The sequence below is a fragment of the Bacillus sp. CD3-5 genome (assembly GCF_006349665.1).
GTDB classification, from domain to species: Bacteria; Bacillota; Bacilli; order Bacillales; family Bacillaceae_G; genus Bacillus_A; species Bacillus_A paranthracis.
Window position 1 is genome coordinate 13,289 of sequence record NZ_VEPX01000004.1, and the last position, 18,389, is coordinate 31,677.

The window sequence follows — 18,389 nt, forward strand, 5'->3', positions numbered from 1 at the left end:
TCTTATTATTATCTTCCCCTTTACGGCGTACCAGCCAATCCCCATAAAATAACGAATACCGCAAAATAAATCGCTTTAATACCTACAACTGAACATAATAAAATAATTGCATATTTACTTAATTCTCTTCTTGCACCTATTAATGTAAAAATGACTGCCAAACTAAACGTTATGTAAGAAAATGCTGTATTGATTAAGTTATACGTAATGTCCAAATTTTGAGTAAGTCCTGTTACCTCAGCTACAAATTGAAGCATGACGATTGTACTAAAAAAAATCGCAAGCTGATTTATTAATTTTCCATTTGTTTGTACTTGCATCGTCGCCTCCCTAAAGACGAAATATTCGATTGGCTTTGCCATGAATTTTATAAAAATGGCTTGCTTATAATTTTAATTAATAAAAAATAGAAAAACCTTTAGTAAATACAGGCTTTTCTATTTATAAAATTTACGGTGTCCCTGCCAACATCCATAAAACTACAAAAACTACTGCATATATAATTTGAATTCCTATCGCCAAGCATAGTGAAATAATTGCATATTTACTTAATTCCTTTTTAATACCCAATATAGTAAAAATCACTGATAGACCGAATGCTGTATAAGCGATGTTATTGCTTAACATGCCTGAATAATACATACCTAACGATTGCGTAAGTCCTGTTACATCAGCTAGAAACTTAATTATTATAAGTATGCTTAAAAAAATCGCTAGTTGATTCATGAATTTCCCGTTTAGTTGGGCTACCATATGTCTACACCTCCTAGCATTAAAAAGTGAATATTCAATCTATTTTACCATAAAAATCCCTAATAATGTAAAAAACGCTTAGTATATTTCTAAGCGTTTTTTACAACGATTTAAGAAGCTTTCTTCAAATCGATTTGAGCAAGTACTGGGTCGTGGTCACTTACACGTCCATGTTCTTTCATAATGTTTGAGTTTAAATGTACTGGATCTACAATTGTGTGTGGTGCGATGTTGTTTGTTACTAAAATATGATCTAACACTTGCGCATTTCCTTCATGAATGTACGTGTAACGGTTCTCTTTCGGCACTGTGTTTAACATATTCTTTAAGTTTGTTCCTTCTAGTGCTTTTAGTGGTTTAGCAAACTCAAAATCGTTCATATCCCCTAACACAACAACTGGTGCATTCGTATTCTTTTTCTGAATACCTTGTACGAATTGATTTACTTCTTGTGCCAATTGAACTCGTTTTTCTTCACTCTTTAATATGAGCGGCTGCACTTTTCCAAATGGCGTTGCATCTCCTATTTTTGAGTTTAAGTGATTTGCAACGACGACAACGTTTTGTCCTTGGAACGTAAATTCTGCCGCAAGCGGTTTACGTGTACTTTCAAATAATGGGTTTTCGTCCCCAATGCGAACGACATTTTTATCAAGTAACTTCGGTACTGCTGCTAATTTCACGCGTGATGGATTGTAGAAGAAACCGACGCGAATATTCGCTCCTGGTGCTCCTCCGTCTAGATTATTATGTGGAGCAATTTCTACATACTCATACTTTGGCCCGCGAATTTCTAAAACTGCATCAATGATACGTTTTGCGCTTAAAGAAGCATCTGTTGTACCGTCATTAATTGATCCATTGTTATCTTGCATTTCCTCTACACCGATAATATCTGGCATTTTTAAATTGTATTTAATAGAATATGCTAACGCCTTTACTTTTTCATCTGTTGTTTCTTTTTTATTCGCCGAGAAGTTTTCAATGTTATATGTAGCAACTGTTAACTTATCAAGACGAGGCTGAATATTTGCGCCTACTTGCTTAAATCCACCGTCCACTACAGTTGGTAATTCCGTTATTGGTGAAATACGGAACGCACCGTAATCATATCCGACTACCCCTGTTATATTTCCAGTGAAAGTATCTCCTACTTTCGCTACATAATCACGAGGTACTTTTACAGAAAGACGCTCTGGGTTTAATTGATTTTCATCTAATACAGGTGTACCATATTTCGTTACGACTTTATTCCCGCCATTTTCTACTGTTACATATAAATTTCCGTTTTTCTGAGGTGCAATAATTTTTGGCGTTGGCATCGTAACACGCATACCTTCTATGCTTTCATAAAAATCGATTGCATCTTCATTTGGATCAAATAAACCGAATGCATCATTATCGATAATTTGATCAGGGATTTTCACACCGTTTTCTCCAAGTACAATCGGTGCTGGTAATGGTTGATCGTTTGCGATTACAGCAACGCGGCTCGCCTTAATTTCCGTCGTCGTTAAGTCTGTTTCAAACCTTTCTGCATATCCAGGTCCAACATATTCTTCTACTACTCCATCAACTTGAATAAGATCTCCTACTGCTACATTTGCATCTTTTTTGTATACGTACATACCTTCTGAAGTAGCTGGATCATTATCTGGCTGATTATCTTCTATATAAAAACCATTTTTATCAAGTGCTGTTACAACGCCTTCCACATTGTATACTTTCTTCCCGTTGTAAGGAGAAATATGTGATTTTCCTTGAATATCATGAATACGAACTGGCTCATTGTTTACGATAATAAATGAAAATGTTGAAACTGCTGAAGAAGTAAGCCCTTCTTTTTCAGCAATTGCTTTCACTACACTATTTTCATTCACTATAATTTGTCCATTATAACGAACACTTTTATTTGTAGGGTTAGAACCATCTAACGTGTAATAGATTGTTGCTCCTTCTGTATTCGTTGTTAACGTTATCGCTGTTCCTTTCGCAACTTCTCCGCCACTAGGTGAAGCTACTACATCGCTAACACGGTTTTGTCCTTCTCCTTGAAACTTATGAGCTGTTACTGATTTTAAACCTGGGCTACTAAAATATAATTCAAGCGTCCCTGTTAAACTAACTTTCTTTCCGATATTTTCAGGATGATCTTTTACATTCACTGCTGCCCTCACATCGCCTTTTGGCAACTGAACAGGCATGATTTTGTCTGGATTCGTTTCATTTGGCGAATCCGCAATCGCTACGTTTGTATCATCAAACTTTGCTGGATCTTTCGTGTATTTAGAAGGACTTTGCGTATATCCGACAATATATCCTCCCACTACCCCCTTTGTTTTCCCTTGCTGCTTAAATACTTGAATTGCTTTTTCTACTGACATAGAAGTAGTTTCTTCTGCCTTTGCTAAAGTTCCAGTAAATGAAAGCAATAGCAAGAATGATAAAAAGATACTTAACAATTTCTTCACAGCCATTTTCCTCTCTCTATTTCATATTTTCTCAGCATTTCTATCATAACAAATGATTCGTTATATAGAATGGTATTTCGACAAGTTTTACAAAAAATTAATCTGATTTACTCGTTTTCAAACTATCATACAAAATAATAATTTTACACTTTCTACGAATGCGTTTTATAATATGAAAGAGCAAAAAACAGAAAATATCGAAATTTTATTGGCATGGAAAATGAATTCATTTGAATAGGAGTGATTGGATGGAAGTGCAAACAGAAACATACCGCGCAGCTATGAATGGAACATTAGAACGTCATTTTTCAGATATGATTGCTGTTATACCGACTAGAATTACAATTGAGCAATTAAAACAGCGGCTAGAAACTATCGCTACTAAAGTTGATGAGTTAAAAATTGTTTATAGTGATGAGACAAGCCTTATCGTGGAGTTACATATGGACGATAAAGTCATACCGTATGAACTGCATATCGATGAGGCAAATGACCCAGAAGAATATAAAATGTACAATAGACAAGATTCTACAATCGTAGATCGTAATTTTGAAGATGCGGCTTTCGGTACTGAAATTTTCACCCGTACGCTATTTGTAGGCGATGTACTGGACTGCTTTTTCCAGCAGTTACAGTTTTTATGGAACCTTGCGCCAGATTTGTTATTTGTAATTGATTCAAGTGCCGCAATGAAAGTAATATCTAGAAGCTATATTGAATATCACGTTGAAAATGAATTATTACCTGACATTCCTGACTTATACGTTATTCATTCTGTTTATGAAGACGATAAAGAAGGTGAGCCTACGCAATATTGGTTTCATACACACGGCCTTTTAAGAGCGGGCGTAACAGAAATAGAATTAATTATTCCAAATCGCATTTCTTCCTACTATGGCATTGGTGACCTCTTTCAAACATTTGCGAATAATGCCGTTGAAAATGGACAAGTCCCTATGAATGAGCCTATCGTTATCGCACATAGTCAGCAAGGTTCTATACATACCGTAGCTGTGCCGTGGGAAAAAGGTTTATCTTATATTGGGCATAAAACGAGGATGGATCAATTATCTTCAATTGAGGATGAAGAAGTGAAGCTACAGCCAATTGATGCACAAAACACATTCTTAGGCGGGATGGATGACCGAGATGAATACCATCAATCGCCATCTGTTCTCTTGTTCAAATTTGATACTTCAGAAGAATGTATCGAAAGCTTTTTCAAAGAACACGAGGAAGCTACAGGGCTCATGTTTTATAAAACAAATAGTGAAACGGCTCGTATGGCTTACAATGCGAAGAATACTTTCGGGTATTTCAGCAACATTTTTCAAATTGAACAATCAAATGAGGAGTTTCGTTTTCTCGCTAAGTTTGGCGTTTCCTATGAAGAGGGTAAAAGCGAGCATATGTGGTTTGAAATGCAACATATTACAGAAGACTTTATTCAAGGAATACTCATTAATGAACCATATTTTATAGAAGATATGAGTGAAGGAAATAGTTATCATTTAGATTTTGATGACTTAACAGAATGGGTTATTTATGCAGGAGATGCCGTTATAAAGCCAAATAACTTATATATGTTTATTGGTGAATAAGTATTTTATATAACAAACAAAACGCCTTCAATACGATTGAAGGCGTTTTTTATATTTTATTGTGCAATTAATTCAGCATGCATTACTTTCTCCAAATGAGATAATACACGCTTTGCAGCCCTCTCACCTTGATCAATACAGTCCGGAAGACCAGAACCAGCGTAAGAACTACCTGCCAAGTATATACCTGGCAACTCTTTTTCCATAAATGTTGTGAGTTTCTTCATTCGCTCGTTATGGCCTACTGTATATTGGGGCATTGCTTCTTTCCAGCGGCTTACGACTGTAAACTCTGGATTCTCTGTAATATGCATCGTCTTTCGTAAGTCTTCTAGTACAAGCTCCACGAGTTCCTCTTCTGTTTGTTCTACAACCGCTTCATCACCAGGTCGTCCAACGTAACATCGAAGAAGCGTTTTTCCTTCTGGCGTTGTATGTGGCCACTTTTTATGCGTCCACGTACATGCTGTAATTGTATAATCACTATTTCGAGAGACAACAAATCCTGTACCATCAATATCGCGCTGAATGGCTGATTTCGGGAAAGCCATTGCTACATTCGCAACTGATGTGGACGGAATGTTGCGGAAGAAACGAAACTGCTTGTACTGTGCAAACATAGATGGCAATACTTTATGTGAACTTGCCACTACGACCGCGTCCGCTTCTATTTCTTTTCCGTTACTAAGAGTAATCGTATAGCCATCACCCTGTTTTGCAACTTTTTCAATGCGAGTTCCCTTTATTATCGTACCTTCATGCATCTTTGCTTCGAGAGATTCTACGATAGATTCTAAACCTGTTTTCACTGTTTGGAAGATTCCTTTTTTCGGTTCAGCTTTCTCTTCTTTCGGAGCGAGCGTGCGCATACCGAGTGAAATACTGCGATGTTTCTGCTCAATTTGATACATTTGCGGGAATGTTGACATTAAGCTCATTTCATCAATATCCCCTGCATAAATACCCGATAGTAACGGTTCTATTAAGTTTTCAACCACTTCGTTTCCAAGACGATGTCTGAAAAATTGTCCGAGTGATTGGTCAGATACTGGCTTTGACCTCGGCATTAATAGATCAAAACTAGCTCTTAGTTTACCAATTGGGGAGAACAGCCCGGAGAATAGAAACGGCGTAATTTGCGTTGGAATTCCCATCATTGATCCGCTCGGCATTTTATGTAACCGATTGTTTACGAGGATAAATGATTGACCGGCCTGATTATTTACAAGTTCATCGCCAAGACCTAATTCTTTCGCTAATCTAGCTGCACTTTCTTTTCGTGCTAAGAAAGAATCCGGTCCGCGCTCAATTGTAAATCCATCTTTTCGAACGGTTTGAATTTTTCCGCCAAGTTTACCCGATGCTTCTATCAGTAATGTATCAATCGGCAAGTTTTTTTCATGAATATTTTTTTGTAAGTTATACATTGCTGTTAATCCAGTGATGCCTCCGCCGATGATCACAACTTTTTTCCTCAAGCAGGCTCCCCCTTTCTTCTTACAGTACAGATTCTTTTTTCTTTAATACAACATCTGTTAAACAATCAATAAATGCGTCCGACGCATTTGGCATTTCTGGACGATAATATTTCGCACCAATTTCATCCGTTACAACTTTACACTCAAAGTCGTTGTCATATAAAACTTCTAAATGTTCCGCAACAAATCCAACTGGTGCATATACGAATGAAGTATAACCGTGCTTTTCATTTAGTTCTCTCGTTAAATCTTGTACATCTGGACCAATCCAAGGATCTGGTGTGTTTCCTGCACTTTGCCAGCCTACTGCATAGTTTGCTACTTCAGCGCCTCTTGCAATATAGTCAGCTGTTTCATTTAATTGATCTGGATATGGATCGCCCATTGCAATAATCTTTTCTGGTAAGCTGTGAGCTGATACGATTAATACTGCTTTTTCACGTTCTGCGTCTGACATACCATTATATATACCTTTCACTGCATCAACCCAGTACTGGATAAATTTCGGTTCTTTATACCAGCTATCGATGCCATGAATTGTTAAGTTTCCAAGTTTCTCAGCTTCTTCTTGTGCTCGTCCAACGTATGATTTTACACTAAACGTAGAATAGTGCGGCGCAAGAACAAGTGCGATTGCATCTTGTATACCGTCGTTATGCATATCTTTCACCGCATCTTCAATGAACGGTTCAATATGTTTTAAGCCAAGATACATATGGTACTCGACTTCATCTTGTACTTCATTTAAACGCTTCTCTAACTTTTTAGCTTGCTCTAATGTAATAGTAGCTAAAGGAGAAATACCACCAATTGCACGGTAACGCTCTGTTAAATCTTCTAGCATTTCAGGACTTGGCTTTCTTCCTCTGCGAATATGTGTATAGTAACGTTCAATATCTTCTTCTTTATATGGCGTTCCGTATGCCATTACAAGCAAACCAATTTTCTTTTTCATACAGCAATGCTCCTTTACTTCGCTAACTGCCCTTTAGAGTATTCATGAATAAATGTAGTTAAACGTTTTAATGTATCTGGATTTACTTCTGGGAATACACCGTGTCCTAAGTTAAAGATATAACCCGGCTGTTTCATCCCTTGATCTAAAATACCTTTTACATGTTCTTCAATAACAGACCATGGCGCAAGTAAGAATGACGGGTCCATATTACCTTGTACTGCCTTGTGAACGCCGCGTGCACGTGCTTCTTCAATTGGTAAACGCCAGTCTAAACCGACTACATCAAGCGGTAAGTCGTGCCATTCATTTACTAAGTGTGCAGCTCCTACGCCGTGCATAATCATCGGTACACCCATCGTGCGAACTTCTGCAAAAATACGCTCCATTGCTGGTTTAATAAATACGCGGTAATCTGCTACGTTTACTGTTCCAACCCAAGAATCGAAAATTTGAACTGCTTTTGCTCCTGCGTTAATTTGCGCTTTTAAATATGTAATAACCATATCTGCTAGTTTATCCATTAATGCGAACCAAGCTTTTGGCTCTGCATACATGAACGCTTTCGTATTATGGTAGTTACGAGATGGACCGCCTTCAATCATATAGCTCGCTAATGTAAATGGAGCTCCTGAAAAACCGATTAACGGTACGTCTAACATTTCTGTCGTTAATAAACGAATTGTATCTAATATGTACGGTACGTCATCTTCTGGATTGATTTCCCCTAGTTTTTCTACATCTTGTAAAGAACGGATTGGATTATCAATAACTGGGCCAATACCTGATTTAATTTCTACATCCACACCAATTGCAGGTAGTGGTGACATAATATCTTTATAAAGAATTGCTGCGTCTACGTTATATTGATCAACTGGCAGTTTTGTAACGTAAGCACATAACTCTGGATTATGTGTAATTTCAAATAAAGAATACTTTTCTTTTATCTTTCTATATTCCGGCTGCGAACGACCTGCTTGACGCATATACCATGCTGGTACATAATCAGTACGTTCCCCCCTACATGCTTTTAAAAATGTCTCATTTATAGTTCTTACCAAGACCCTAGCTCCCTTCCTTACCACAATGCTTCGAATACGTTCGATATTTATCTTTTTTTACTATACAGCTTGTAAAAACAAAATGCATAATATTATGTACGTTGTTCATTAAATTGACACAAACATTCTTAAAAACGCTTACTATTTTCACAACATTCTTATTATAACACAGAGAAAAACTATGGTTTAGCTACTTTTGACTTTTCTCCTTCGCGATTCGTTTGTGTGTTATATGGTACAACGTAAAAACTCGGTTTTGAAAAGATGTTAACGAACTTTTCCTCATATTCCCCGGCACCATTTACAGTACCTACATGCGTATGAATTCCATTTTCCACTCTATAAATACGATACATAATTCTTTCATCTGGAAGTGGTGTCCAGCTTAATTTCGCTTTAAATAAACCGAAAGGGCTAAATGCTAATTTCATTTTCACATCTTCAATCTTGCGCAGCCGAATTGGAGCACCGATTGTTTCCACACCTTCCGGTTTCCTAAACTGCTCTTTCTGTTCTACATTTGCTTTCGTTAAAATTTTCTTAAACAATTTTGTTGCTGATGCACTTTCTCCTTGCAACTGATGCTCTTTATCTATGCGGTCATAACCAATCCAAACAGCGCCTACTAAATTTGGCGTATAGCCAACGAACCACATATCCCTCGCCCCATTATCGTCATTTGGTAAGGAAGTTGTACCTGTTTTCCCAGCTAACGCTCCGTTATATACACCGGCTTTCGCTGTCCCTTCCTTTACAACTCCTTCTAACATTTTCGTCATATACCATGCCGTTTGTTTCGAGAAAATTTTCGTTTCTACTTTTGGCGATTCTCCAATAACTGCGCCGTGTCTATTTAACACTTTGTCAATCACGTGCGGCTCAATAATAGCGCCATTTGCTAAAAACGCACGATACATTTTCACAAGATCAAATGTTGAAACACCATTTTTCAATCCGCCAAGCGCTGTACTTAAGCCTGCATCAGCAATCTGAACATTTCCTTTCTCTAAATATTGCTTTCCTTCTTCTACCCCTAACTCATTTAATAAAGAAACTGCCGGTACATTTGCTGACTCTACAATCGCATCGTACATCGTCATTTCTTTCGAATACTCATGGTTATAATTTTGAGGTTCATACCCTTCAAAAGAATGTCTTTCATTCTTTAATAAAGAATACGGATTATACTTTTTCGTTTCGAGTGCTGGCGCATAAACGATAAGTGGTTTTAGCACAGAACCGGGCTGTCTTTTTGCAAAAACACGATTGAACCCTCTCGGAACGTACTTTCTTCCGCCAATCGCCGCTTTAATGCCGCCTGTACGATTATCCATTAATAAAAAAGCACCTTGCGCTCCCTCTTCTTTCCCAGGGAAATTCCTTGCATCTTGAAACTGGTTATATGCTACCTTTTGAATCTTTTCATCCATCGGTACAACAAACGTATACCCTCCGCGAAGTACTTCTTGATGAGACAATCCGTATAAACGTGCTGCTTCATCTATGACCATATCAATATACGGCATATATGCGAGCTCATTCTCATCTAAGTTTTTATAGAGAGCGATTGTCTTTCCTTGATAACGTACGCTTTCTTCGGCAGTCAAATAGCCTTGTTTATGCATAAGTGACAATACGAGATCCCGACGCTCCTTACTCTTCTCTGGAGAAAAATAAGGTGAATAACCGTTTGGCGACTTCGGAAGACCTGCAAGCATTGCTCCTTCTTCTACTGTTAAATCTTCTACATTTTTATTAAAATACAACTTTGCTGCAGCTTGAATACCGTAAGCTCCATGGCCAAAATAAATATGATTCATATACATTTCAAGAATTTGTTGCTTCGTATATTTTTGCTCTAATTGAAGAGAAATTGCGACTTCCTTCAACTTGCGCGCAACTGTTTTTTCACGAGTTAAAAAAACGTTTTTAGCAAGTTGCTGCGTAATCGTACTGCCGCCTTCGACCTTCTCTCCAGCTAACGTGTCTTTATACAGAGCGCGGAATATAGACGGATAATCGATTCCTTGATGCTCATAAAAACGAGAATCCTCTACCGCAACAAACGCCTGCTGCACATATTTTGGAATTTGTTCGATTGGTACGAGGTCTCTATTTTCTACGTATAATTTCGTAATTTCTTTCCCTTTCTGGTCAACGATACGTGATGAAGAGTGGAAAACGAGCTGTTTTTCATCCATCATATAGCCACCAGCTAACACGATAAGTTTATAAAGTACAATCGCTAATACAAGCGTTGCTAACCCACCTAATAAAGTCCACTTTACTTTCTTCATACATCGGCCTTCTTTCCAAATGATGGTACATTTATTATTTGAAAAAGAAGTATCTTTATGTATATAATCTTCGAAGTTTTTTAAGAGAGTTGATATAATAGAAACAAACGATTAAGGGGGCATTAAAATGAAGGCTATTATTTCATACGAAACACCTCTAGAACAAGCACATTTCACTGCAAAAAATGATGAAAAAAATATGTTTTATAAAGAAAATACAGAAGAATCTGTAGAAGGTTCTCTTCAGTATGACGTACTAGACGCTGTTGGCGAATTTAAAGGACAACCTGGCTATATCGTTTGTAACAACATTTCTGTAACAGATGAAGGTCGCCCAGTATTTGAAAACCGTTTTAAAAACCGCGCAGGCCTTATTGAAAACGAACCAGGATTCCAAGCGATCCGCGTTCTACGCCCATTAAGTAACGATACATATGTCATCTTAACGATGTGGGAAACAGAGCAAAACTTTAAAGACTGGACAGAATCACGTTCATTCGAAAACGCTCATAAAAAACGCCCCGCACAAGCAGAAGGACAAGCTCCAGCGCATCCACATGCAGAACAGCAAAAGAGTATTTTCTCTCGTCCGTCATTTGTGACTACTTTTGATGTGTTAGTTTAAGTTTTGGAGTTTGGAGTTCGCGGTTGTCGGTACATGAAATTAATATCAGCGATTTTCCGGATATATCGGCGCAACTCGAAATATATCAGCGATTTTTGAAATATATCGGCGCAACTCAAATTATATCAGCGATTTTTCAGATATATCGACTTATCGACAAATCACGACACAAAAAAAGGCAACACCGTTACGCACCGGTGTTGCCTTTTTCTTTATACCAATTATATATACGAAGCGCATCTTCTTTTTGCATATGCTTCACTTTATATACATGCCCCGCTACTGATACGACAGCTGTACATAACTCGTCTTTCTTTTGAAAATACGATTGATTGTATCCTACTGCTTGAACATGCCTTCTTCTCATGATTCCTGTATATTTCGCAAGACCTCTGTGCACCATGATTAACTGATCGCCTCGTATCATATATCCGCCACTTTTATACCGGGCGTATGAAAGTAACGTAAATATGATAAATAGTGGTATCAAGGTGAATAACGCAATATTTTGCTTAAAGTATATACTCGCGCCGGCGATCGGCACAGCAAGCACTGCACTTGTAATCCAGCCCATTATGATGTAACGACGTAATGCAGCCTTCGGTAAATGAACGATTTCCTCTTCCATTTCATACGGTAACTGCAAATACGTAAGTAACTGCTGGACACCTTTCTTTTTCATAAAGGGATGTAGCATTACTTCATTTCCAGCCGCTTCTATACTTTGAATAACTTCTACTTCAACAGAACAATAACCGAAAGGCTGGCGGAGAATTCCCTCTTTCACCGTAATCGCTTGAATACGGTGTAATTTTAACACAAACTCTTTCTTATCAAATAATCCTTGCACGATGCGAACTTCATTTCCGTTTCGCTCAATTTTAAAGTTCGCATATTTTAACGCATAGCCTGCTGTTGAAATGACCCACGACACTGCCATTAAAATCGCCGCCATAACGATTAATTCATATACACCGTTATCCATCACATACGCTTCTACTTTATTGATAAGCCATTCTGGTAGAAATTGATTAAACTCTGTGTAAAGGATGACTAACATAGAAAACACTAATCCGAATCTACCAGATGTAATAGATGCTGCTAAAATTTCTTTCGCTGTTAACTGATAAACCGTCTTACTTCCTTCTTCCGCAGGCGGTTCTTCACTCACAATGCTTCTCTCTTTATGTAATAAAGAAATCAGTTCCTTCGCTTCATCTTCTCTAATCCCCGCTAACATTACTTCTGGCTCAGTACCGCCGCCGGCTACTTCAATATTTAATTTCGTCAGTCCGAGCACTTGATAAATGATGTTAGAAGATGTACTAATATTTTGCACACGTTCTTTATTTAAATAACTTTCTTTCTTAACGAACACACCGTGCTTTATATGTAAAATATTATTTTCAACCCAGTACACTTTAAAATACCATTTTATCGCTGAGAAAATTGCCATAATAAATAATATGGCTAAAAGAACGAGATGAAAGAAATACCAAGGTTTTACTTGACCATCTGATTTAAATAAAACAAGAAAAATAAAAGGCAATAAACCCGCAATTCGAATACCTAATAAGATCGTGATCGGATGTTGCCTCTTATACATCCTCATCACTCACTTTCGCAAGTTCTCCAATTTGTCTTTTCAGCTGCTCTGCTTCTTCTTTCGTTAAGCCTGGAATACTATGAGAAGTTGCTGCTGTTGAAATATGTAATTCTGCTAAATTGTACTTTCTCATAATCGGGCCCTGTTCAATCGTTACGTGCTGCACACGAATCATCGGAATAAGCACACGTTTTACAACGAACATTCCCTTTTGAATCTCAATCTCTTCTTCATTTAATCTGTAACTATAATAGCGCTGACGTAAATTTGGAAATACAAAATAATCGAGCGGAATAAATAGAATAGCTCCTGTGACTAACAAGCCAAACAACCAACCCCACCAATTAAAATTGATCATAAAAAAGAAATACGCAATTACGACTGCTAGTATAACTGCCGCCCCAATTAAAGCATGAATTCGCCACACTTTCAGCATATTAGAATGAATCTCCCTTTCTAACGGCTGCATCTCATCACTCCAATTATATGAATGTATTACTTATATATTAGTTGGTATATACATTTTTGTAAAATTATAGTTTTTTTACATCGTATCGAGAACTTCTTTAAAATTCCCTTCATTAATGGAATACACTTGAAACTGAATGTAATCTATCTCATTCGTATCTGGCTTAGCAAATGGCAAAATGTTAAATCTAGAAGCCGATCTTCCTAGCATATCTACAATCATAAGAGAAACGTCAATATACTCGAAGTCTACACAGAATACGACTGCTTCTCCCGTACATTCATACTCTTTAATCGCATCATAAGACTTATTGGCACTAATTAACATTACTTTTAATAGTTGGTTCAAATTTTCTGGTTTAAAATTAATCATATACGTGGCTCCTTTTTCAACAAAACACTGCAAAAATAGTGTAATCTTATACTTTCATAGCTTCACACATCAATTATATTAAAAATAAAGCTAGTTTTTTATAAATTTTTTGATATAATTACTTACGGGAAAAGGGAAGAATTTTGTCTTCCCTTGTGTTTTTATTTGCATCTAGTACTTTTGCTAGATGCTTTTTTTTATGCTAAAAAAGGTACCCTCATATACTTTGAGGATACCTTTTCCATCAATTTAGTGCACTTCAACAATCGTACCATCTTCAAATACTTTAAATACGCCCGTAAATCCTGATCCAGCTGCGCCTTCTATTTTATATGTCGTACGCACTCTAATTTGATAATATTTCTTTCCATTCTCTACTTGCGTATTTTCTAGCGTGTAATCATAGTCTTCTTTATATTCATTTTTAATATATTCTTTCGCTTTCTCAAAAGTAAATGCATCTTGAGTCTTTCCTGTCTCTACTTTTTGGTTCTTTTCTGCTTCTACCTTTTGATTCTTGTCAGTCTCAGGTTTTTGGTTCTTTTCTGTTACTACCTTCTGATTCTTTTCAGTTTCAGGTTTTTGGTTCTTTTCTGTTGCTACTTTTTGATTTTTTTCTACCTCAGTTTTTTGAGTCTTTTCTGTTGCTACCTTTTGATTCGTTACTACATTTGTTTTTTGTGCTTTCGCTGCTTCACTCTTTGCCGTGTTTTCTTCTTCATTCATTTTAGTAACTAATCCTACCGCTTTTTTATTATATTCTTCAAGATTTTTGTTACCTTTTGTTTCTGCAACTAGCTTATTTAAGATTTCTTTCGCTTCTGCATAATTTTTCTTATTTATTAACTCTTCACTTTTCATCAGTTGCTCACTATACTTCTTGTTTTGCTCTAAGATAGCTAGTAATGCTGTGCGTTCTTCCTTTGCTTGTTTTACAAGCGTAGCATTTCCATTCTTCATGTTCTCTACTTTTTCAAATGACTTGATTGATTCTTCTATCTTTGTTTCTTCTTTTAACTTCACTGCTTCAATCATTACTTTCGTTTGTTCCACAAGCATCTTTGCATCTGAATCGTCTTTTTTCTCATCTAGCGCTTTTTCAAATGATGATAGGGCATTTTTATATTCTTTATTCGTTAACGCTGTCTTCCCTTCATCCATTGCTTTGTCAAAATTTCCATTACTACATCCAGCTAACATGAAAAACGTAAGTCCAATTACCATTAATAACTTTTTCATTTTTTCTCCTCCTATATATCCCTAAAACGATAACAGCATATGTATAAAAGTCTGTGTAGTAATTAGACTGAAAATAAAGATGTACTTTGTGTGTGGGAAAGGAAGTACATTTCATTTACTATCATTACTTAAAACTCCTAAATAGTTGGTAGTTGGTTTTCTTCTTCTTTTAAAGACAGAAAGGAATTTTAATCATGTGCGTAAAGCTCTCACCAGGCTCTTTACTACACACACTCTTATACACATAGAAAAACTTTTCGAACTTTATATATCTTCTGACTATTCGATACACACTCCGATTTGTAACATACCGAAAAACAAAAGAAAACAAACCGCAACATAAGTTACAGTTTGTAACTATTTTGTAACATAAATGTAACATATGATTTTTAAACATACAATAGTTTTTTTTACATTATTTTCCCCACCTTCTATGTTTTAAAGCGTTAATCCGGTTCTAATCCTTAATGTAATACGTATTTTCATAACAATCGCGCTAAAAAAAGAATTTACATTTTTGATTAAATTGAAGGATATACCCCCTTAAAAAGAAAAAATACGCTATTCTTTCCTATGAGCCTATAGGAAGAAAGAATAACGTATTTTTCAAAAATGAGTTCTTTTATACAAACGCTTTAGTTCTATATCACAATTAAAAGGGCAATCAACGCTAATATAGCTGGAAGCCCTTGTTTCACAATAATTGATTTATTAGATGTGAAACCACCGAACAGAGCTGCTACTACCACACATATTACAAAGAATAATTGAACCATATAACCAATTGAATTGAAACCAAGTATAAGTCCCCAAATGAGACCAACGGCTAAAAACCCATTATATAAACCTTGGTTTGCAAACATAATGGCTACGTTTCGATCTCCTTCTAAATGCTCCGGTAATTGAAAAGCACGTTTTGCCACTTTTGAATTCATAAAAAACATTTCGAGGATCATGATAAATAAATGTTCTAATGCTACGATCCCGACTAAAATAGCTGCGATTATTTCCACAGTGTTGTGCCCCCTCTATCTTCGCTTTAATCTTATAGCTTATATAAAAATCCGACATCGTCTGAATAACACGTTTTCGAAAATTCCTCCTTCTTACTTATTAAAACATTAATTGATATATCAATATTTGATGCATCAATTAATATACAACTCCTCTTTTAGTTTTGCAAGTTTTTTTGCTCAATTCGTTTTATCCCATTTTAATGGGCAGTAAGACCCCCATCTCAAAATTCAGCGAGAGCAAAGAATTTAGGTGGGGATCAACTGCCCATTAAAGTCCGATTAATTCAACTAATAATCAGTGCGGATGAAGAAAACCCACACTGATTAAAGTTTCACCTTATTTTGTTCCATCATCTTTAAATCAATTCAAATCCTATGTTAGCTCCCTAGAAACTATACTGTTTATAAAAGGAATCAGCTATATCGTCAAAATATATTATTCATTATTTTCACATAAAAAACAGCCCGCCTTCCGCAAAAGACGAGCCATTCCACTTAATTCTCAATTATTCTCTTCTTATACCAATCCTGCATTCTCTCCGCATCTTCTACTCTCGTATGCTCTAATTTATAATTCGATGATGCGTTAGAGAACTTATACGTACATAAATCCGCGCGGCGCTGGAAATAGGATTGCGTCTTCTCCATTGATTGGACGTGTCTTCTTCTAACAAGTCCTGTATATTTGCCAACGCTGCGATATACAAGCGTAATTTGCTCTCCGTTTACACCGTAACCATTTGTTTTAAATGTTGCGTATCCAAGTGTAAAGATGAGGATCGCAAGCGGAATGAGTGCCCACATGATGAAGTGCTTTTCAAAGTATATACTTATTCCAATAAGCGGGATAGCTATCATTGCGAAGAAGATGAAGCTATCAATGAGATAGCGACGTAATGCTGTTTTTGGTAATGAAATAATATTTGTATGAAGTTCGTATGGTAATTGTAAATGCGCGAGTAACTGTTGTACTCGATCTTTTCGAATGATTGGGTGGAGTGTAACTTTTTCTTTTTCGTCACCCGTTCCCTTACTTTGAATCACTTCTACTTGCACAGCACAATAACCGAATGGCTGACGTAAAATACTTTCTTTTATCGTAATCCCTTGAATACGATGTAACTTTAGGACAAGTTCTTTTTTCTCAAGTAATCCTTGTGAAATGCGGACTTCGTCATTTCTTCGATTTACTGTGAAATCTCCATGTTTTAGCGCATACCCGATTGTAGATATAATCCACGAAAGGACAAGCAAAATAGCTACCATGAAAATCCAGCCATATATATCATGTTTCATTACATACGACTTTACGCTATTCTCTATCCATTTCGGAATATACTCATCTACTTGGTGATACACGAAAAAGATTAACGAGAATAATAGCCCAAACTGACCCGATGTAACAGAGGCTAGTAAAATTTCTTTCCAAGTCAATTTATATTCTGTCGTTTGTTTTTCTTCTGTAACGATTTCTTTTTCTATTGCATGTTCCGCTTTTTCGTCTAGCGTTCCTTCTGCTTTCACTTCTGGAGTTGGCTCATTTAGCAAAGCAATAAGCTCAGTTGCCTCTTCTACTGTAATACCGGCTAAGCTAACCTCCGCATCATCGCCCCCGCCAGCTGTTTCAATTTGGATTTTCTTTAAGCCAAGCATTTGATATAACACGTTAGAACTTGTATTAATCGTTTGAACACGTTCTTTATTTAAGTAGCTCTCCTTCTTCACGAAGAGACCTTGTTTCACATGTAATACGTTATTTTCAACCCAATACGTTGTGTAATACCATTTTTCAAACGCTGAAAAAACGGTGAATAAACCGAATGCAGCGGGAATTAAATACCAAAACGGAAATTTTCCGTTTAAACTAAACATGAAAATAAAGAGTGGGATAAAGTCTGTTATTTTTAATTCTAATAACATCGTGATCGGATGCTGCCTCTTATACATCCTCATCACTCACTTTCGCTAATTCTGCGATTTTCGTTTTCAACATTTCCGCTTCATACATCGTTAAGCCTGGGATGCTGTGAGAAGTTGCTGCTGTTGAAATTTGTAATTCTGCTAAACCGTATTTTCTCATAATCGGCCCTTGTTCAATCGTCACGTGCTGTACACGAATCATCGGTACTAATACGCGCTTTACGACGAAAAGACCGTGTTGAATTTCAAGTTCTTCTTCATTTAGTTGGTAGCTGTAATAACGCTGACGTAGTTTCGGGAATAAGAAGTACGAAAATGGCGCGAACACAACTGTTAGTCCAATCATCACATACAAAATCCACGCCCACCAATCAAACTTTATCATGAGGAAAAGGTACGCTAACATGACGAGTATACCTATTCCTTCTTCAATTAAAGCCCGAATTTTCCACACCTTGACCATGTCAGGGTGAATTTCATTTTTCAATGGCTCCATGTAACCACTCCAAATCTAGTAATCTAATAT

General features: G+C 36.6%; 16 protein-coding genes. 2 read left to right on the forward strand and 14 right to left on the reverse strand.

The window, feature by feature from the left end:
• Positions 1-20: 20 nt before the first annotated feature.
• The 3 genes from FH036_RS09605 to FH036_RS09615 form a co-directional block, all read right to left on the reverse strand.
• Positions 21-320: a hypothetical protein gene (locus tag FH036_RS09605; RefSeq protein ID WP_139895767.1), complete on the reverse strand. Its 300-nt coding sequence runs from the start codon at positions 318-320 to the stop codon at positions 21-23.
• A 130-nt stretch (positions 321-450) separates the two neighbouring features.
• Entirely contained in the window at positions 451-753 is a 303-nt protein-coding gene (locus FH036_RS09610) for a hypothetical protein (protein WP_138322337.1), read from the reverse strand.
• A 110-nt stretch (positions 754-863) separates the two neighbouring features.
• Positions 864-3,230, reverse strand: a complete 2,367-nt coding sequence (locus FH036_RS09615) for a DUF6359 domain-containing protein (protein ID WP_138322338.1) — start codon at positions 3,228-3,230, stop codon at positions 864-866.
• Positions 3,231-3,472: 242 nt separating this feature from the next.
• Here FH036_RS09615 and FH036_RS09620 point away from each other — a divergent pair, with 242 nt between their 5' ends.
• Positions 3,473-4,825, forward strand: a complete 1,353-nt coding sequence (locus FH036_RS09620; protein WP_000453730.1) for a DUF4026 domain-containing protein — start codon at positions 3,473-3,475, stop codon at positions 4,823-4,825.
• Between the two features lie 56 nt (positions 4,826-4,881).
• On the opposite strand, the gene hemY is transcribed toward FH036_RS09620, so the two are convergent.
• From hemY to FH036_RS09640, 4 genes are all read right to left on the reverse strand, one after another.
• The gene (gene hemY, locus FH036_RS09625; RefSeq protein ID WP_139895636.1) at positions 4,882-6,303 is read right to left on the reverse strand and encodes a protoporphyrinogen oxidase; all 1,422 of its coding nucleotides are present in this window, start codon (positions 6,301-6,303) and stop codon (positions 4,882-4,884) included.
• 19 nt (positions 6,304-6,322) lie between these two features.
• Positions 6,323-7,258 carry a ferrochelatase gene (hemH, locus tag FH036_RS09630; protein WP_000726775.1) on the reverse strand — a complete coding sequence of 312 codons (936 nt, stop codon included), beginning with the start codon at positions 7,256-7,258 and terminating at the stop codon, positions 6,323-6,325.
• A 14-nt stretch (positions 7,259-7,272) separates the two neighbouring features.
• The gene (gene hemE, locus FH036_RS09635; RefSeq protein ID WP_000252614.1) at positions 7,273-8,319 is read right to left on the reverse strand and encodes a uroporphyrinogen decarboxylase; all 1,047 of its coding nucleotides are present in this window, start codon (positions 8,317-8,319) and stop codon (positions 7,273-7,275) included.
• Positions 8,320-8,498: 179 nt separating this feature from the next.
• Positions 8,499-10,616, reverse strand: coding sequence for a transglycosylase domain-containing protein (locus FH036_RS09640; protein ID WP_139895637.1), 2,118 nt, complete (start codon positions 10,614-10,616; stop codon positions 8,499-8,501).
• 127 nt (positions 10,617-10,743) lie between these two features.
• On the opposite strand from FH036_RS09640, the gene hmoB reads away from it, so the two are divergent.
• A complete protein-coding gene (gene hmoB, locus FH036_RS09645) occupies positions 10,744-11,241 on the forward strand; it encodes a heme-degrading monooxygenase HmoB (protein WP_000644059.1) in 498 nt (165 codons plus the stop codon).
• A gap of 187 nt (positions 11,242-11,428) precedes the next feature.
• Here the strand turns inward: hmoB and FH036_RS09650 are convergent, their stop codons facing one another.
• The 7 genes from FH036_RS09650 to FH036_RS09680 all read right to left on the reverse strand — a co-directional run bounded on the left by FH036_RS09650 (position 11,429) and on the right by FH036_RS09680 (position 18,359).
• On the reverse strand, positions 11,429-12,847 hold the full coding sequence (locus FH036_RS09650; RefSeq protein ID WP_138322341.1) for a PH domain-containing protein: 1,419 nt from the start codon (positions 12,845-12,847) through the stop codon (positions 11,429-11,431).
• Entirely contained in the window at positions 12,840-13,316 is a 477-nt protein-coding gene (locus FH036_RS09655) for a PH domain-containing protein (protein ID WP_001182705.1), read from the reverse strand. The genes FH036_RS09650 and FH036_RS09655 overlap by 8 nt, the downstream gene beginning before the upstream one ends.
• 75 nt (positions 13,317-13,391) lie before the next feature.
• On the reverse strand, positions 13,392-13,688 hold the full coding sequence (locus FH036_RS09660; protein WP_000606816.1) for a hypothetical protein: 297 nt from the start codon (positions 13,686-13,688) through the stop codon (positions 13,392-13,394).
• Positions 13,689-13,937: 249 nt separating this feature from the next.
• Positions 13,938-14,927, reverse strand: coding sequence for a hypothetical protein (locus FH036_RS09665; RefSeq protein ID WP_139895638.1), 990 nt, complete (start codon positions 14,925-14,927; stop codon positions 13,938-13,940).
• A gap of 641 nt (positions 14,928-15,568) precedes the next feature.
• Positions 15,569-15,940 (reverse strand): DUF1304 domain-containing protein, encoded by a 372-nt coding sequence (locus FH036_RS09670; protein ID WP_138322345.1) that lies wholly within the window; start codon positions 15,938-15,940, stop codon positions 15,569-15,571.
• A 498-nt stretch (positions 15,941-16,438) separates the two neighbouring features.
• The gene (locus FH036_RS09675; protein WP_138322346.1) at positions 16,439-17,890 is read right to left on the reverse strand and encodes a PH domain-containing protein; all 1,452 of its coding nucleotides are present in this window, start codon (positions 17,888-17,890) and stop codon (positions 16,439-16,441) included.
• Positions 17,883-18,359, reverse strand: a complete 477-nt coding sequence (locus FH036_RS09680) for a PH domain-containing protein (protein WP_138322347.1) — start codon at positions 18,357-18,359, stop codon at positions 17,883-17,885. The genes FH036_RS09675 and FH036_RS09680 overlap by 8 nt, the downstream gene beginning before the upstream one ends.
• Positions 18,360-18,389: the final 30 nt, after the last annotated feature.

What these genes read in the sequence shown, in the direction of transcription:
- FH036_RS09605 (WP_139895767.1), bottom strand. Translation starts at nt 320, where the DNA reads ATGCAAGTACAAACAAATGGAAAATTAATAAATCAGCTTGCGATTTTT.
- FH036_RS09610 (WP_138322337.1), bottom strand. Translation starts at nt 753, where the DNA reads ATGGTAGCCCAACTAAACGGGAAATTCATGAATCAACTAGCGATTTTT.
- FH036_RS09615 (WP_138322338.1), bottom strand. Translation starts at nt 3,230, where the DNA reads ATGGCTGTGAAGAAATTGTTAAGTATCTTTTTATCATTCTTGCTATTG.
- FH036_RS09620 (WP_000453730.1), top strand. Translation starts at nt 3,473, where the DNA reads ATGGAAGTGCAAACAGAAACATACCGCGCAGCTATGAATGGAACATTA.
- hemH (WP_000726775.1), bottom strand. Translation starts at nt 7,258, where the DNA reads ATGAAAAAGAAAATTGGTTTGCTTGTAATGGCATACGGAACGCCATAT.
- FH036_RS09640 (WP_139895637.1), bottom strand. Translation starts at nt 10,616, where the DNA reads ATGAAGAAAGTAAAGTGGACTTTATTAGGTGGGTTAGCAACGCTTGTA.
- hmoB (WP_000644059.1), top strand. Translation starts at nt 10,744, where the DNA reads ATGAAGGCTATTATTTCATACGAAACACCTCTAGAACAAGCACATTTC.
- FH036_RS09650 (WP_138322341.1), bottom strand. Translation starts at nt 12,847, where the DNA reads ATGTATAAGAGGCAACATCCGATCACGATCTTATTAGGTATTCGAATT.
- FH036_RS09655 (WP_001182705.1), bottom strand. Translation starts at nt 13,316, where the DNA reads ATGCAGCCGTTAGAAAGGGAGATTCATTCTAATATGCTGAAAGTGTGG.
- FH036_RS09660 (WP_000606816.1), bottom strand. Translation starts at nt 13,688, where the DNA reads ATGATTAATTTTAAACCAGAAAATTTGAACCAACTATTAAAAGTAATG.
- FH036_RS09665 (WP_139895638.1), bottom strand. Translation starts at nt 14,927, where the DNA reads ATGAAAAAGTTATTAATGGTAATTGGACTTACGTTTTTCATGTTAGCT.
- FH036_RS09675 (WP_138322346.1), bottom strand. Translation starts at nt 17,890, where the DNA reads ATGTATAAGAGGCAGCATCCGATCACGATGTTATTAGAATTAAAAATA.
- FH036_RS09680 (WP_138322347.1), bottom strand. Translation starts at nt 18,359, where the DNA reads ATGGAGCCATTGAAAAATGAAATTCACCCTGACATGGTCAAGGTGTGG.